At 44.1% G+C, this 17,572-nt stretch carries 13 protein-coding genes; 10 read left to right on the plus strand and 3 right to left on the minus strand.

What is annotated here, in order from left to right; all coding sequences use genetic code 11:
• The first annotated feature begins 26 nt into the window (after positions 1-26).
• From MKY54_RS12640 to MKY54_RS12665, 6 genes are all read left to right on the plus strand, one after another.
• Complete coding sequence (locus MKY54_RS12640; protein ID WP_076303382.1) at positions 27-461, plus strand: CoA-binding protein; 435 nt, start codon at positions 27-29, stop codon at positions 459-461.
• A gap of 399 nt (positions 462-860) precedes the next feature.
• Positions 861-1,529 (plus strand): hypothetical protein, encoded by a 669-nt coding sequence (locus MKY54_RS12645; RefSeq protein WP_339190650.1) that lies wholly within the window; start codon positions 861-863, stop codon positions 1,527-1,529.
• A 1,182-nt stretch (positions 1,530-2,711) separates the two neighbouring features.
• The gene (locus MKY54_RS12650) at positions 2,712-4,598 is read left to right on the plus strand and encodes a glucose PTS transporter subunit IIA (RefSeq protein ID WP_036686132.1); all 1,887 of its coding nucleotides are present in this window, start codon (positions 2,712-2,714) and stop codon (positions 4,596-4,598) included.
• Complete coding sequence (gene ptsP, locus MKY54_RS12655; protein WP_076220453.1) at positions 4,595-6,364, plus strand: phosphoenolpyruvate--protein phosphotransferase; 1,770 nt, start codon at positions 4,595-4,597, stop codon at positions 6,362-6,364. The genes MKY54_RS12650 and ptsP overlap by 4 nt, the downstream gene beginning before the upstream one ends.
• A gap of 180 nt (positions 6,365-6,544) precedes the next feature.
• Entirely contained in the window at positions 6,545-7,075 is a 531-nt protein-coding gene (locus MKY54_RS12660; RefSeq protein WP_094902125.1) for a sigma-70 family RNA polymerase sigma factor, read from the plus strand.
• Entirely contained in the window at positions 7,068-8,468 is a 1,401-nt protein-coding gene (locus MKY54_RS12665) for a DUF4179 domain-containing protein (RefSeq protein WP_339190652.1), read from the plus strand. Before MKY54_RS12660 ends, MKY54_RS12665 begins: the two co-directional genes overlap by 8 nt.
• 93 nt (positions 8,469-8,561) lie before the next feature.
• Here the strand turns inward: MKY54_RS12665 and MKY54_RS12670 are convergent, their stop codons facing one another.
• The gene (locus MKY54_RS12670) at positions 8,562-9,086 is read right to left on the minus strand and encodes a type 1 glutamine amidotransferase domain-containing protein (RefSeq protein WP_076189861.1); all 525 of its coding nucleotides are present in this window, start codon (positions 9,084-9,086) and stop codon (positions 8,562-8,564) included.
• A 209-nt stretch (positions 9,087-9,295) separates the two neighbouring features.
• Here MKY54_RS12670 and MKY54_RS12675 point away from each other — a divergent pair, with 209 nt between their 5' ends.
• The 3 genes from MKY54_RS12675 (at position 9,296) to MKY54_RS12685 (ending at position 11,811) form a co-directional block, all read left to right on the plus strand.
• Positions 9,296-9,760 carry a hypothetical protein gene (locus tag MKY54_RS12675; RefSeq protein ID WP_076279819.1) on the plus strand — a complete coding sequence of 155 codons (465 nt, stop codon included), beginning with the start codon at positions 9,296-9,298 and terminating at the stop codon, positions 9,758-9,760.
• A gap of 252 nt (positions 9,761-10,012) precedes the next feature.
• Complete coding sequence (gene ccpA, locus MKY54_RS12680) at positions 10,013-11,023, plus strand: catabolite control protein A (protein ID WP_036686140.1); 1,011 nt, start codon at positions 10,013-10,015, stop codon at positions 11,021-11,023.
• Positions 11,024-11,115: 92 nt separating this feature from the next.
• Positions 11,116-11,811 (plus strand): 5'-methylthioadenosine/adenosylhomocysteine nucleosidase, encoded by a 696-nt coding sequence (locus MKY54_RS12685; RefSeq protein ID WP_339190654.1) that lies wholly within the window; start codon positions 11,116-11,118, stop codon positions 11,809-11,811.
• A gap of 3 nt (positions 11,812-11,814) precedes the next feature.
• Here the strand turns inward: MKY54_RS12685 and MKY54_RS12690 are convergent, their stop codons facing one another.
• On the minus strand, positions 11,815-12,447 hold the full coding sequence (locus tag MKY54_RS12690; RefSeq protein ID WP_076189864.1) for a GNAT family N-acetyltransferase: 633 nt from the start codon (positions 12,445-12,447) through the stop codon (positions 11,815-11,817).
• Positions 12,448-12,606: 159 nt separating this feature from the next.
• Here MKY54_RS12690 and acsA point away from each other — a divergent pair, with 159 nt between their 5' ends.
• A complete protein-coding gene (gene acsA / locus MKY54_RS12695; protein ID WP_339190655.1) occupies positions 12,607-14,331 on the plus strand; it encodes an acetate--CoA ligase in 1,725 nt (574 codons plus the stop codon).
• Positions 14,332-14,414: 83 nt separating this feature from the next.
• On the opposite strand, the gene MKY54_RS12700 is transcribed toward acsA, so the two are convergent.
• Positions 14,415-17,330, minus strand: a complete 2,916-nt coding sequence (locus MKY54_RS12700) for a transglycosylase domain-containing protein (protein WP_339190657.1) — start codon at positions 17,328-17,330, stop codon at positions 14,415-14,417.
• Between the last annotated feature and the right edge of the window lie 242 nt (positions 17,331-17,572).

Raw genomic sequence — 17,572 nt, forward strand, 5'->3', positions numbered from 1 at the left:
TGTAATTATGGAAAGGGGCACTACTTATGAGCTTTGAGAATCCAAGTCGGGAGCAGATCGGAGATATTCTTGCTTCCGCAGGTAACATTGCTGTTGTCGGCTTATCAGACAAAACAGATCGTACCTCTTATATGGTCGCGGGCGCCATGCAAAGCCGGGGATATCGGATTATCCCCGTTAACCCAACGGTGGACGGGGAGATCCTGGGTGAAAAGTGTTATCACACTTTAGCTGAAATTCCAGATCCAGTGGACATCGTCAATGTATTCCGTCGAAGCGAACACTGCGCAAAGGTCGCGCAGGAGGCAGCTGACATTGGCGCACGTGTGTTGTGGCTCCAGCAGGGTATAGTTAGCGCGGAAGCCGCTGAAATTGCCGCTGAGCACGGTATGATCGCCATTATGGACCGCTGCATCAAGGTCGAAGAAGCGATCACAATGCATGGTCGTAGCCGGCAGTAGGTTCGGTTATATAACTGTTAAACAGAACACCGAATTGAGTGTTTGGTGATTTACAGTTATCGTCGACCTACGGACTAACAAAGAACTGACGAAGAACGAACTAACTGGTGAAGAATGAGCAAACTGGTGAAGAACGAACTAACTGGTGAAGAATGAGCAAACTGGCGAGAACGAGCAAAGGTGAAATAAACTAACTAGGTTTAAATTTATGATGCTGTGGCTAATGCAAACTTAGATGATGAAGTTTAGCCAAAATAAGTGGTATTGTGTAACGCATGGTGCGATTTCTAATGCAAATCGCCTGTTGAGCTAGTTATAATGAGATTAGACGAAGAACGTCCTTTAACCGCTTTTTGCGGTGAAGGGCGTTTTTTTATTTTGTAGGGGAGGCTATAGGTTATGGAGTTTGAAGAAGCGCATGGTTTGTTTATCGACCAGCATATGAAATCAAGAACAGGTGAAAGAAGAGGGAGGCTGGTTAGAGGACATAATTTTGCGGAAAAGCTATTTTTGCAGAATGTATGGTGGCCTATGTTTGAGTCCCTAGACGATTTGCATCCAGAATACGAAGTATATGACTGGAATCGCAAATCACAATTTCTGGACTTTGCTTATCTTCCACAGACGGGCAGCAGCTTTGGGATCGAGTGTGATGGATATCAAAGCCATGTGAAAGATATGGACCGCGAGAAATTCAACTATTCAGTAAATCGGGACACTTTTTTGACTGGGATGGGCTGGAGGATGATTCATTTTTCTTTTGATGATATCCAGCAACGTCCCGAGGTCTGCCGGATGCTGTTACAACTGGTGCTGGCGCCTTACTTGGCGCGTAAATCTGCTAGCGTAGCTATTTTATCTGAGGAAAAAGAGGTTCTGCGTTTCGCTTGGCGTCTCGGTAGACAGGTTCGTCCAAAGGATGTGGCCATGCATTTCTGCATTAATTTCCGTACGGCGCGTCGATTGCTGCAATCATTAAGTGAGAAGGGGTTGCTGAAGCCGGTTAATCAGGGAGAAAGAATTCGGTATTATGAGGTGAAGGCTCTCAGACCAGATCAAATGTGGTAAGAAGATCTTTAGGAGGTTGGGAAAGGGAATAAGTGCACTTTATACAACTAAAACGCTAAAATAGCCATCTAAATGCGAAATAGTTGTACTTTGTACATTTAGAACGCATCAAAGATTAGGTTAAGTGGGAAATCACTAAAAATAGTTGTATGAAGTGCAGTTAAAAAGGTGCTCAGAGTAACGTCGATATGAATAGTTGTACAAAGTACACTTAAACTCAGGTGGAATTCCAAACTGTGAGTTTAGGGTGTTGGAGCTAGTTAATGGGGGAGAAAAGTTCGATGTTATGAAGCGGATGCTCTGAGATCAGATTAGTTCAGACCAGACCAGACCAGACCAGACCAAATCAAATCAAATCAGATCAAATCAGACCAGGTATGCTAGGGACATCTATACGATAGCTGCGAAGGGAATAATTGCACTTTATACAACTAAAACGCTAAAATAGCCATCTAAATGCGAAATAGTTGCATTTTGTACACTTAGAACGCATCAAAGATTAGGTTAAGTGGAAAATCACTAAAAATAGTTGTATGAAGTGCAGTTAAAAAGGTGCTCAGATTAACATCGATAGGAATAGTTGCACAAAGTACATTTAAACTCAGGTGGAATTCCTAACTGTGAGTTTAGGGTGTTGAAGATAGTTAATGGGGGAGAAAAGTTCGATGTTATGAAGCGAATGCTCTGAGATCAGATCAGTTCAGACCAGACCAAATCAGATCAGATCAAATCAGACCAAAGCATACCTGATCTGATCAGACCAGGTATGCTAGGGACATCTATACGATAGCTGCACAAGAGAATAATTGCACTTTATACAACTAAATCGTCGAAATAGCTATCAAAATGCGAAATAGTTGTACTTTGTACACTTAGAACGCATCAAAAATTAGATGAAGTGGGAAATCACTAAAAATAGTTGTATGAAGTACAGTTAAAAAGGTGCTCAGAGTAACGCCGATAGGAATAGTTGCACAAAGTACACTTAAACTCGATTCTAACTCTGTAGTATCGATAGCCTCACGTAAATACCAGCCGTTCTATGGATACTAATGAATAAATGTTTAGTGGAATGTGAGAATATTTGTTTTAAAAATGTAACGTGAAGATCTCATGAGTTTCTTTTGACAAAAATCCCCGCAGCGCTTACCATTCAATATAGAAAGAAAGGAGAGGGTAGCCTTGAATTGGCTCGGATCATTGCAGCAATTGGGCAGAGCCATAATGCTTCCTACCATGGTACTGCCGGCGGCAGCCATTTTGCTGAGTTTGGGCAGCTTACCTTGGTCTGCATGGGGACTTTCTTCGGTGTCTGAAGTGGCTACTTACGCGGGGCAGGCAATATTTTATTATATGCCTTATTTGTTCGCTGTAGGTGTAGCATGGGGGTTATCCAATCAAGCCGGAACAGCGGGGCTTGCAGCGCTGGCTGGGATGTTCACTTACGACCGAATTGTTACCCAAATGGGAGACGGGCTTGTACAACCTGCAACACTAATCGGAATTTTGCTGGGTATCGTTGCCGGTGTCGCGCAAAACCGGTTTAAAAATATTAAGCTTCCAGAGGCGATCCAGTTTTTTGGAGGGTCGCGTTTTGTTTTGCTGTTCATGGGCTTGTTCTCTGCCGGGTTCGCATGGGTAATGTTAGGAATATCTCCGTTGCTGCAGATAGGGCTGGATAATCTTTTTCAGGGAATATTGCAGACGGGCGGGTTTGGCGTTTTTATCTATGGGGTCCTATATAGGGTTCTGACCGCTTTTGGACTACATCATATTCTTAATAATGTGTTTTGGTTTCAATTTGGGAATTTTACGACTCCTGATGGCAGTGCTGTGGTTCAGGGGGATTTGCCGCGTTTTTTTGCAGGCGATCCAACGGCGGGGATTTTTATGGCGGGGTTGTTTCCGATTATGATGTTTGCGCTGCCTGCCATTGCTTTTGCAATTATTCAGGAAGCGCGCGAGGATTTGAAGCCCAAGATTAAAAAGACTTTTGTGCGGGCGGCGTTGGTTTGTTTTCTGACCGGGGTTTCGGAGCAGATCGAATTTGCATTTTTATTTGCTTCTCCGTATTTGTTCGCGGTACATACTGTAATGTCCGGTCTCGCTATGGTGTTGACCTACATGCTGGGAATCCATCACGGGTTCTCCTATTCGGCTGGAGCCATCGATTTCTTCTTGAACATGCATTTGTCACAGAGGGCTTGGCTGCTGATTCCGATTGGTATCGGCTACGGGATTGTATACTATAATTTATTTCGCTGGGCGATTCGCCGTTTTCAAATCCCGACACCGGGGCGTGAAGAAGGTTCAGAGCTTGGGGATTGGGCCGGCAATATCCCTTATCAGGCACCGCTGATCTTGGAGGCGCTTGGAGGCAAGGAGAATATTGTACAAGTGCAGTCCTGTATCACTCGTCTGCGGCTTACCGTTCATAATGACCGATATATAGATACTGGAGCGCTTAAAGGTTTAGGTTCTGCTGGGATTATCAAGCTAGGCGGTGGAAATGTCCAGGTAGTATTTGGCACGTATTCAGAACTGATCCGCGAGGAGATTAATAAGCTTATGCTTCGTGATTTACCGCAGGTGCTGTTCAGTTCGCCAATGCAGGGTAGAATGATGCCCATTGAGGAAGTGCCTGATCACATTTTTGCAGCTAAGCTAGTGGGGGATGGGGTTGCATTTTTGCCGGAAAAAGGGGAACTTACTTCACCCGTATTCGGGAAAGTTATGCACGTCTATCCTACAATGCATGCCGTGGGTATTTCGACGCCGGAAGGGTTGGAAGTACTCATGCATATAGGGATCGACACTTCACAGCTCAAGGGACCCTTTGAGGCGGTTGTAAAAGAAGGCGACAGCGTGGAGCCGGGTCAATTGCTTGTTAAATTCGACCTCGCTTATTTGCGTGAACATGCGGCCTCATTGGCTACACCGATGGTGATCACGAATCCTGATCGAGTCAAATCATGGAGCTATGCTCCATTTAAAAATGTTAAAAAGGGGCAATCATCAGTAATGTCCGTAGTCTTACACGAAAGTAACGTTGGAGGGATTGAAGGATGATACAAGGCATAGGCGCAGCAGCAGGTGTAGCTATCGGGAAGGCCTTTGTCTTGCCGAACTGGGAATGGAGCTTACCGGATACACAAGTGAACCCAGTGGATCTAGCTAAGGAGTTTGAGCGTTTATACGAAGGTATCCGTACCTCTAAGGACGAGATTGAATTCATCAAAAAAGAGTTCAGAGAAGTGGTAGGTCCGGAGGAATCGAGTATTTTTGATGCTCATCTGGCGATCTTAGATGATCCTGTGTTCATGAGTGAAATCCGAGGGATCATTGAGCGCCAGTACAAGGCGGCAGAAGTAGCTGTGAAAGAAGCGATTGATCATTTTGTAGCGATGTTTGATCTGCTAGACGATGAGTACATGAAGGAGCGGGCGGTGGATATCAAGGATGTCGGAAACCGTCTTTTAAAACATCTTTTAGGCGCTCCAGAGGTTACGTTACCATCGGATACACAGCCATATATTCTTGTTGCGAAGGAGTTGTCTCCTTCCCAGCTAGCTCACTTGAATCCAACTTATGTTCTAGGTATTGTCACTATGATGGGCGGTAAAACCTCACATTCCTCCATTATGGCTCGTGCGCTAGGCATTCCTCTTGTAGCAGGCTTGGAGAATAATCTGTCTAATCCTATTCAGACCGGGGATATGCTTGTGATCGACGGCGATACCGGATCTGTACAAATCCATCCAGATGAACTTACGATAAATGAATACGTAGCGATTCGGGATAAACAGCATAAAAAGAAAGAGCAACTGGAACTGCTCGCCACCGTGGAGGCTGTTACCAAGGATGGTGTGAACCTGCGACTTGCCGGCAATATCAGTTCAGTTAAAGAACTCAACATAGCGCTTAAGTATGGAGCTGAAGGCGTAGGTCTGTTCCGCACGGAGTTTCTTTATATGGACCGCAGATCTTTTCCAACTGAGGATGAACAATTTGAAGTGTATAAACAGGTTGTCGAGAAGGTGGGCAATAACACTGTAGTGATTCGTACGCTGGATATTGGCGGGGACAAGCAGTTGGATTATATCCAGCTGCCTGAAGAGCAGAATCCTTTCCTTGGTTACCGGGCGATTCGCATCAGCTTGGACCGATTAGATATGTTCAAAACCCAGCTAAGTGCCATTTTGCGGGCAAGTGCATACGGGAATGTAAAGTTAATGTTTCCAATGATTTCTTCCGTAGAGGAAGTGCAGGCGGCAAAAGTTGTTTTAGAAGAAGTGAAAGCTGAGCTGGAGCAACGAGAGATCCCTTTTAACCGGAATCTTCCTGTGGGTATTATGATTGAAGTTCCGGCGGCGGTTATGATTGCTGATTTACTGGCTGAGGAAGTTGACTTTTTCAGTATCGGCACTAATGATTTGGTTCAATATGTGTTAGCGGTAGACCGTATGAATGAACAAATTGCTCATATGTATCATCCGTACCATCCAGCGGTTCTGCGAATGATCCGTATGACGGTAGAAGCGGCACGTAATGCCAAGATTGATATCAGTGTATGTGGTGAAATGGCGGCGGATGAGCGTTCTTTGCCTCTTTGGCTGGAGCTTGGAATTAGAGAACTCAGCATGTCGCCGCAGGCGCTGCTGAAGGTTAAACACCGCACACTGAACACACTGGCCAAGGATGCCAAAAGAATCGCCAAAGCGTGTTTCCACCATCGTACAAGCTCAGAGACGGAAGAAATGTTAACTGCGTTTGCCCAAAAAAGTGGTCTTACACTTGGATCAAGCGGGGAACTACAGGAGAAAGCCTCATCCTAAAATTACTGTAACTTTTATTCAATTCATATCAAGGTTCGGCATTCTTGCCGAGCCTTTTTCTTTATTTAAGCCATACTTTTTAAAAAAACAAAACCGTTTGCCCTGCGGCGCAGTCAATACATAGAGAGAGTTACACAGAACCGATTTAAGAATAAAGGCAAGGGGGGAGGCGGGCCGAAAATGGATCACATTATAAATGACGAAATGGAAATGGCTGCTACGGACGAAGAGCTGTTTTATGAGCAAGTGGCTGGACAGAAAAGAAAACTTTATAGCATTGCTTACAGCTATTTGCGAAATGAAGCGGATTCGCTGGAGGTTTTGCAGGAGGCCACCTGCCGTGCATGGATTAAACGAAAAAGCTTAAAAGATGCGGAGCGTTTCGCTCCTTGGTTAACACGTATTTTGATTAATTGCTGTAATGATGAGCTGAAGCGCCGAAAGAGGAATACAGTCGCAGAAGCTGCTCGAAGTGATGAGGGGATCATGGAGATGAAAAGTGACCGCAGACTGGACATGGAACAAGCGCTGGATGGAGTGAAACCCAAATATCGCCAAGTGCTGGTGCTCAAATATTACAAGGATATGACCCTTGCCGAGATTGCAGAGGTGCTGGATAAACCCGAGGGCACAGTGAAGACATGGCTGAATAAAGGATTAAAACAACTGCGTGACAAAATGAAGCGGAAGGGGGAGCTATTTTATGGCTGAGTCTGAAGAGAAGCTGCTTAAAGATTATTTTCAGAAAATCGATGCGGAGGCAGAAGAAATTCTGGATGTAAAACTGGACACCGCGATCCGCAAGGGGATGCAGCAAGGGAACCGTTCACGTTTGTCTTTTAGAAAAAAGTACGCTGTTGTTGTATTGGTAGTCTTGGCATTCGCCTTACTTATAATTGTGCCTTGGGCAAATCAGATGATAAATCCCGTACGTGCGCAATTACCTCCAAAAAGCTGGGGTCAGCTTGAAGTGTTTAGACCCGTTATTGCTAATAATCTGACGATTAAATCAGCACTTGATGCGGGGATGATGAAGGAGGTAAATATCTCTTCTCCTGAGGTGGATGGGATAACATGGACTGTTAATGGAATCATTGCAGACCGAAGAGGCATTGCAGTACTTTATACAATCCAGAACAATACGGATCAGAAGATGCGGCTTTTTGGCTTGTCTTTGAAAAAGACTCCAGAGGATAAATACCACCTTAGTGGATACAGCGGGTTTAGCACTTCTAATGCACAAGAGGTTGGGTCCCCTGGGACGACTCGTATGTATGAGCAAATCGTCTGGGATAAATATCAGGATGAGATACCAGAGGAGTTGAATATCACACTATCGCTTTTTCCAGATGCTCTTGGTCAAGTTTTTAATAACAAGGATATAAAAGAAATGGATGTCAAAATTCCACTGGAAGCTGATAACAATTATTTTGAAGGAGAACTCGTTGATCTGAAGGATAGTCTGTCTATCGGCGGACAGAAAATTATAATGGACCAGGTTTATATTGGGCCTACGGGTATTTATATGCGACAAACCTTTGGCAGAGAGAATACAATGAGAATTTTCAGTTTGCTTTCACCTAAGCTTGTCCTCGGAAAAGGGGATCATCAAGAGGAACTAATGTGGGCAAGTGGTTCGAATATTTACCACAATGACAATATGAGACCTGATGATCCAATCAAACTTGAAGTTGAGGGAATCTCTGCTCTAGATCAGTCAGAGGTCGAGCTAGTGATTAACACGGAAACACAGCAGATTTTAAAGGCACCGGATAGCTATCTCACAATTTCTAAACGGACCGCGGATGAGAAGAAGGGGATTATATTATTGGATTTATTGATTCCCAAAAAAGTTGAGGAGTTGCATGAAGCAACCGGTTTTGGGATAGACGATAATTTTGTGGATAGCGCTGGAAGCGGACATTGGCTTGTACATGATTCTGAGGGTTATTCTAGATATAGAGAATACCGTGAGGACGCTAAGGGAACTACAATAACTTATTTTCTCAACGTAGGCAAAGAAAAGCTGCCTCAACCGCTGACCTTCAAATTTAACGATTATCCAAACCTGATCATGGAAAAAGTAAGCATGCGGATTAGATAACCATCTGGATTTTAAACACCTCAAATCAAAAGCCCTGTTCCTCAAATTGTGAGAAACAGGGCTTGTTTGATTTTAAACTATATACCTACTGTTTTATTCCCCAGCGAGTGCATCGCAAAAGGCTTTCCCGTATGGCGGAAGATCTGGCGGGCGGCGAGCAGAAATGATATGTCCATCTGTAACCACAGCTTCATCCTTCCAGATGGCTCCGGCATTCTCCATGTCATCACGGATGCCTGGCGTGGAGGTGACGGTTACACCTTCCAGAATTTTAGCGGAAATTAATACCCAGCCTGCATGGCAGATCTGCCCAATCGGTTTTTTAGCCGCATTAAAATCCTGTACGAGCTTTAGAACGGCACTGTATCTACGGATTTTATCAGGAGCCCAGCCGCCTGGAACCAAAATCCCATCATAATCTGCGGCATTAAGCTCGTCCCAGGAGTATTCTGCTTTAGCAGGTACGCCATATTTACCGATGTACGTCTTATCTTTTTCCAGACCTGCCAAGTGAACCTCGGCACCTTCTTCTCTCACCCGATACACGGGATACCAGAGCTCCAAATCTTCAAATTCATCGTCTACGAGTGCTATGACCTTTTTACCGGCTAGTCTCATTTAGTTAAGCTCCTTTCGATTCCCATGATTCTTTCATTATTCTATCAAATTTAAAATATGAAGTCATCTTTAGGGATGTAAATTATAGACAAATTGCCAATTTAATCATTATATGCAATAAAGGAGGGTTTTAATCGAGTAGAGTCGAATATAGAAGTTGAAAAAGTCAAACTTTGTGCTTTATTAATTTTGTGCAAGAGGTGTAGAAGATGTATAAAGATAATTTGATGGAGAAGTTGTGCAGTTGTGGTGGCCTCATGAACTTACATATGCATTCTTTGATTTTTAATACGAAGATGAAGATTACCCATGTTCCTGTCTATACCTGCCCAGAATGCGCTAGTTATGAACCTTTGCAGTTTATTAAAGCAGATCTAGGCAAATTAGTAAAAGAACTCAGTGGAGAGGATCCGGGAAAAGATTTTTTGTTTACGGAGAGAAATGAATTGGCCAGTGTATTAAAAGAATCTTTGTCAGAAACTATAATAGGGGGAATATCAGAACTAGAGACGATAATCCGAGAGAGGATTCAGAGCCGAGTCGATATGCTTCTCGATATCTATCGTTTAGCTGAAAAGCTGTCAGACCAGCATTGGATGGAAGAAACTAGTCGAAGATTGTCTCAATTAACCTTCCAAATGGCTGAAAATGAAGATTATAAAAAAATTGTGTGAAAATAATGAAAATTTTTCACGGAATGTTGGATTTTTCACTCACTTTTTGTTACGATAGATAGAAGTTACATTATTGATGCTCTTGGACAGGTTAACCAGCACTGGTCACAATTTTAATCCAGGGTGACGTTTTCAGCCTTGAAAGAAATTTTGAAAGGAAAATGAAGCGTTATCATTGCACAAATGTACAAAGTGTCGTATCATATTTTTAATTAGTCGAACGATAAAATTTATCGCAATGGAGAGAGTAATTTGACGGTAACCATTTACGATGTAGCTCGAGAAGCAGGCGTATCTATGGCTACGGTATCACGGGTTGTGAATAATAACCCTAACGTGAAACCGCAGACCCGGAAGAAAGTTTTTGAAGCGATTGAACGTTTGGGATATCGTCCCAATGCCGTGGCAAGAGGTCTTGCCAGTAAGAAAACGACAACCGTTGGGGTTGTCATCCCTGATATTTCAAACTCGATTTTTGCAGAAATTGCACGCGGGATTGAAGATATCGCGAACATGTATCATTACAATATCATATTGTGTAACGCGGATAAGCGTAAAGAGAAAGAAATTCGTGTCATTAATACCCTTTTGGAGAAACAGGTCGATGGTCTGCTCTTCATGGGGGGGACAGTAACTGACGAACATATTCAAGCTTTCCAGACTTCTGCAGTTCCGATTGTTCTATGTGCTACACGGGATGAGAAGGGAACTTATCCTTCCGTTGACATCGATCATGAAACCGCTGCTTTTGATGCTGTGAACACATTGATTCGTCACGGTCATCGTGAGATCGCTATGATCAGTGGCACACTGCAGGATCCTGCAAATGGATATGCGCGTTTCCATGGTTACAAGAAAGCATTGGAACAGGCAGGAATCGAGTACCAAGAGGATTTGGTACGCATCGGTAACTACCGCTATGAATCTGGTGTAGAAGCAATGAAGTATTTCCTTGGACTCAAGAAGAAACCAACCGCTATTTTTGCGGCAACGGATGAAATGGCTATTGGTGCCATTCACAGTATTCAAGATGAAGGTCTGAAGGTACCGGATGATTTCTCCATCATTAGTGTGGATAATATTCGTATGGCTTCGATGGTTCGTCCTTTGCTGACAACCGTAGCTCAGCCTATGTACGATTTGGGCGCAGTTGCGATGAGACTTTTGACCAAGCTTATGAAGAAAGAAACCGTTGAGAATCCGCGGGTTATCCTGCCTCATGAAACGATTCTCCGCTTGTCGGTTAATCATCTGAATAAGTAATTTAAGAACTGAACAGTTATTCCGTAAAAAGCTCCTTATGGAGCTTTTTATGTTTTTATTTGCTAAATAAATCTTCAAAGGAGGTATTTACTGTGAGTGAAATCATCGGATTAATCGGAGCGATGGATGAAGAAATCAAGCTGCTTCTAGAGGGTATGGAGGACAAGCGGACAAAAGTTAAAGCAGGTATACAATATTACATAGGAAACATATTAGGAAAATCCGTAGTGCTCTGTAAATCTGGCGTGGGTAAAGTAAATGCAGCAGTTACGACTCAGATTCTAATTGATAATTTTGGCGTATCCCGTGTGCTGTTTACTGGGGTTGCTGGAGCAGTACATGCTGAATTGAATATTGGAGATATTGTTATAGCATCTACATGTGTACAACATGACATGGATGCTACGGGGCTTGGGTTCGCAAGAGGCGAAATTCCTTATCAGGAGACTTCCGTCTTCCAGGCAGACCCTGCGCTAGTGCAGCTTGCTGAGAAGGCATGCAATGAGCTAGGTCAAAAGTACTTGATAGGCAAGGTGTTATCTGGTGATCAATTCATTTCTAATGCGGAGATTGTAGCTGAATTAAGAGAGCAAATGGATGGAGCTTGTGTGGAAATGGAAGGGGCGGCGGTTGCCCAAGTCTGTCATATGAACGCCACGCCCTTTGTCATCATTCGCTCCATGTCAGATAAGTCTGATGGATCAGCTGAGGTGAATTTCAGGGAATTTACAGTACAATCTTCACAACGCTCGCATTCCATATTAGAATTTATGCTGCAGCATATTTAATGATCAATACATAAAGCGTTGTCTAAAACGTACTCTGTCAAAGGTCTCCTGGGAGGACATGGGCACCTCTTGTCCAATGCGAACCATTAGGCAGTTAGCGGGATGTGAGCAAATTTCTGGATCATCCGTAGCATACCAAACCATATTTACGGTCTTCATCAGCCGTTCCATCATCTGGCGATAGGCCCATACGTCCAGCCCACTGCCTTTTAAATCCCAGTGCCAGTAATACTCTGTTGTAAAAACAATACAATTCTCCAATTGCTCCCGCTCAAAAGCAGTAGAAACCAGCAGCCGGCCTAGTCCGGCCCCTCTATAATCATTACTCACCTCTATCGCTCCAAGCTCAATAAGATCCTCCATACCACCCTGTGACCATAACTCCATTTCATCTGGATAATGGAAGGTCACATAGCCTACTATAACGTCATTCTCTACTGCGGTAATTACACGGCCCTCTGGCAAGCTGGCGATCTCTACGAGCGCCTCTTGCTGCTCTAAGGGCCTGCGGAAAGCATCAAGGTCCTGATGCATATGCAGGACTTCAAGGTCCTCGGGAGATCGGGGTCCGCTCACAGTTATCGTTCTACCCATATAGGAGAGAGTATGGGAAATAGGGATTTTGCGATGCTCCATGACAGTGCTCCTTTCAGATCAAAAAAATGGTATGTAAACGCTTGCTATGGTATACTAATTCAGACATAAAAAATTCACATTCATTGCATTGACATCATTATTTAAAACATGAGTCTTACCCTTAAAGCTTAAATCAAACGAGTGAGGGAGGCAAGAGTGATGGGTCAAGTCCATAGCGAAATTTTGCCGGGTCGTGTGCAGAGCTCCAATATGTCTGATTATGCGGAGGCAGTAGCCAATTTTGAGTGGGAGGATGTTGAACGTAATTTCTCATGGTATGAAACCGGCAAGGTTAATATGGCCTATGAAGCCGTTGATCGCCATGTGGATGAAGGGCGGGGAGCGGCAACGGCCCTACTCTACAGTGACACTGTACGGGAAGAATCCTATACATTTGCCGATCTGCAGGAGCGGTCGAACCGGTTCGGAAATGTATTGCGTAAATATGGCATCAGTAAAGGAGATAGGGTATTTATTTTTATGCCTCGCCAACCGGAACTGTATTTCAGTCTGCTAGGTATTCTCAAAATCGGAGCCATAGCAGGACCCTTATTTGAAGCCTTTATGGAAACAGCAGTTAAGGATCGTTTGGAGGATAGTGGGGCTGTTGCGCTGGTAACTACGCCAGAATTGCTGCATCGGGTCAAGCGAGAAGAGCTTCCTGAGCTGCGTCATATTTTTCTAGTAGGTGGAGCAACTGATATTGAGCAAGGAAACTTAGGATTCGCAGAAGAGATGGCTAACGTTTCTGCTGATCTTAATTTAGAATGGCTTGATTTGGACGATGGCCTTATTATGCATTATACTTCTGGTTCTACAGGTAAGCCCAAAGGCGTTTATCATGTGCATAGAGCAATGATTCAACATTATTATACAGGTAGAGTAGTGCTAGATCTACGTCAAGACGATATATACTGGTGTACGGCAGATCCTGGCTGGGTGACCGGAACTTCATACGGCATATTTGCCCCTTGGTTAAACGGGGTGACCAATGTAGTCAGAGGTGGCCGCTTTAGTCCTCAGGATTGGTATAAGACAATCGAACGGAATAAGGTATCTGTATGGTACAGCGCACCTACAGCTTTTCGTATGTTGATGGGTGCAGGGGAGCACTCTTTACAGGGGATTGATTTAAGCAGTTTGCGCCATGTTCTATCGGTTGGTGAACCGTTAAATCCGGAAGTAGTACGTTGGGGAGATAAATTTTACAATCAGCGTATTCATGATACTTGGTGGATGACTGAAACAGGGGCACAATTGATTTGTAATTATCCGTCAATGGATATCAAACCAGGCTCGATGGGCCGTCCGTTACCGGGGATTGAAGCAGCGATTCTGGATGACCGGGGAAATGTTCTCCCGCCTTTTTCTATGGGGAATCTTGCGATAAAAACTTCGTGGCCATCCATGATGAAAACGATCTGGAACAATCAGACGAAGTATGAGGAATATTTCCGGATTCCTGGCTGGTACATTTCTGGCGATTCAGCTTATATGGATGACGAAGGATACTTCTGGTTTCAGGGACGAATTGATGATGTTATCAACTCTTCTGGTGAGCGTATTGGTCCATTTGAAGTGGAGAGCAAATTAGTGGAGCATCCGGCAGTGGCAGAAGCGGGTGTAATCGGCAAACCGGATCTTGTGCGGGGGGAGATTATTAAGGCTTTTATCTCGCTTAGAGAAGGTTATACTCCAACTGCTGCCTTGAAAGAGGAGATCGCCGCTTTTGTCAAAGCGGGTCTGTCTGCACATGCTGCCCCGCGGGAAATCGAGTTTAAGGATAAACTTCCGAAGACACGATCAGGTAAAATTATGCGGCGTGTCCTGAAGGCATGGGAGCTGCATTTACCGACAGGAGATCTATCCACGATTGAGGATTAGAATGAATTGTAAAAAAACACCGTTCCCCGATGAATTCATGGGAACGGTGTTTTGCTGTGTGAAATTATTTAATGATCTTTGGGTTAACGTGTCCCTGCATTATTACCTGCTGTGGTATTATTACTGCCTCCAGTACTGTTACCTCCGCCGGCTGGTGTTTCCGTCGGTAGTAGCGGGAGAATGTTACCTGGATCCTCAATAACGTCTCCTGGTGTCGTCTCAGGCTCTGTAGGCGCCTCTGTACCAGGTTGTTGATCAGGTGTAGGAGTTGCTTCGGGTGTTGGTGTAATCCCTCCAGCAACGCTGCCAGAAGCCGTCTCATTACCTGCAACATCCACGGCGGTTACATAAAAGGTTGCATTAGCACTTGCAGGTGTACCCGGTGTGAATACCTTGTTCTCATCTGCCATGAGTATAGATTGCTTCTGGAAAGAACCTCCGTTTAATGAACGATATAAGCGGTATCCCACAACATCTGCCGAGCTGCTAGCGGAGAAGTTGATGACCGCTTTACCAGTGCTATAAGAGACGTTAACATTTCCGGGAGCAGCAGGGGAAGCCCCATCGTCCACACGTGGATCAACTTCTGTTGGGAAATCCGTCTTGGCATCGGCTGGCATATAATACTCCAGTGATTTATGATCCTTCATCTTAGGGAAGGCAGCCAGGAGTTCTTTGACTAGTTCCTGTATCGGCTTCTCGCGTTTAACGACGATTTTTTCCTTTAGGAACTCCTCTGGAGTGCCTTCCAACGGGATATAATTGACGCCTTTGTAAGTAATATACTTGGCTTTGGAAATCCCGTCGTCACTCTCTTTTGGCACATATTTTGTATTAAATATATCCGTTGTGAATTTATCAGTCAGGGATGTTGGCAGTTTGCCGCTATATGCGGAAACTGTCTTTTTGATAATTCCCTCAGGTTGTGCAAATTTGTCTGTGACGAATAGTTCCGGCTGCTTATCAATGACAGCATTCAACACTTTTGCCCATAATGTTTGGGCTTGACGTTTTTGTGTATCTCCCGTAAGAGTGTTGATTTGCTCTTTATAGCCGACCCACATTCCCAGTGTGACATCAGGAGTGTAGCCCATAAACCATACGTCTCCATAATTCTGGGTAGATCCAGTCTTACCGACAATCGGAATTTCTTTAGAGTGTTTATATTCTCTTTTTACTGTGCTGGCTGTACCCTCTGTAATTACAGTTCGCAGCATATCTGTCATTAGGTAAGCTGTTTGCTTAGAGAATACTTGCTCAGGATTAACCTTGTGCTGATAGATAATTTTGCCCTCTGAATTGACGATTTTCTCAATCATGTAGGCATCATTAAAAGCTCCTTGGTTACCGATAGCGGAATAGGCATTGGTTAACTCTTCTACGGATACTCCGTATTTCAGACCGCCTATAACCCCAGTCTGCGCGCTGTAATCATCATCTGTGAGGGTGGTGATCCCCAGCTTTTTAGTAAAGGCCCAAGATTTCTCTATTCCGACCTTTTCATTAAACAGCTTAAGCGCAGGCAAGTTGAGCGATTTGTTAAGTGCGTAACGGGCAGTGACCAGACCTTGATAGCGATTGTTGGCATTCTTAGGAATGTGGAATCCTTTTCCGCCGTCTTTTAGAATAATTGGCGCGTCATCCACAATCCCGGCAGGCTGAATCAGCCCTGCATCTAAGGCTGGTAAATAAGCTGAAATTGGCTTCATAGTCGATCCGGGCTGACGGATCATTTGGGTAGCATAATTCATCTGCTCAATATTGAAGTCGCGACCCTCAATCATGCCGAGAATGGCTCCGCTTTTGTTGTCGATTAACATGCCAGCCGTTTGTTCCATACCTTTGGTTTTGCTGTCTTTAGTAAAATTATTGCTGTCTTCTGAGACACTATGCATTGCATTGTAAACTTTTTTATCAATGGTTGTGTAGACTCGATAACCGCCGGTCATGAGCTGCTGTCTTGCTTCCTCAAGTAACACGGCATTGTCAGTAGTGCTATTGGCATCCGTTGTGCCATTTTTCTCTTCATTCAATGATAGAAGGATCTCGGATGCTTTACGCTCAGTCTCCATCATCAGATATGGATAGGTAGCATAGGCTTTTTTGGTGTGCGGCGCCAGAGAACTCTTGATATCAAATTGAAGGGCTTCATCATATTGAGAGGTAGTGATCTTATTCTCCTCAAGCATACGACGAAGTACAAGATGTTGACGGTCCATAGCTCTGTTGAAAGCTTTTTCGTTGAATTCACCTATGCCATTAAATGCAGAATAAGTGGAAGGGAGCTGCGGAAGACCAGCCAAATAAGCTGCTTGAGCCACGTTCAATTTGTCCAGATCGTCTAGACCGAATATCCCTTTGGCTGCTGCTTTAATTCCGAATACATTGTAGCCATTCGAACCATTGCCGAAAGGAACCTTATTCAGATAAGCCGTTAATATTTCTTGTTTGGTCAAGAAGCGTTCCAATCTAAGAGAAAGTAGAATTTCTTTTACTTTGCGATCTTCTGTCCGATCCAGATTCAGGAATACACGTCTTGCGAGCTGCTGAGTGAGTGTACTGCCTCCGGTCTGAACGGATTCATTGAGAAGCTTTTGTTTGACGGCACGCAAGGTGCCTTTGAAATCCACGCCATTATGCTCATTAAAATTATTGTCCTCTATAGCGAGAACTGCATCGATAATAAGCTGGGGGATATCGTTGAATTCAATGAGCCTTCGGTCTTCTTCTGTCCGAAGCTGGCCGATCGGTGCGCCGTCTCGGAAATAAGCGAATCCGGTGATCGCATTTTGACTGACCTGCTGCTGAATCATTTCTTCGGAGCGAACAGGTTCATCCTTCACAATGGAAGCGACATAGCCTGCTACAGCACCACCGGCAAATAGAACGCCTATTATTCCAAGAATAAACATCCACTTAACTACAGAACCGAACCTGCTTAGGGCGGATCTGCGGGGTGAAGGCTTCTTAGCGTTTTTTTTCTTGTTCTCTTGAGCCATCGACGATAATTCCTCCTTTTAACGGAATTATTATAGCATAAATTGGCGTTTTTGAATGCGCTTCTACCTGATTCTCATGGTCTTAAGATTCGACTTTTGTGCAAAAATTATAAATAAAGTAATTTAGGGTATGATTTGCGGGAGCATAACCTTTTACAAACGGCATGGAATTTAGGATATTGACATAACAAAAAGCCCCCGGATTAATCCGGAGGCTTCGGTCATACCCGCTAAAAGCGAGA

The organism is Paenibacillus sp. FSL P2-0121 (assembly GCF_037975345.1).
GTDB classification, from domain to species: domain Bacteria; phylum Bacillota; class Bacilli; order Paenibacillales; family Paenibacillaceae; genus Paenibacillus_AQ; species Paenibacillus_AQ odorifer.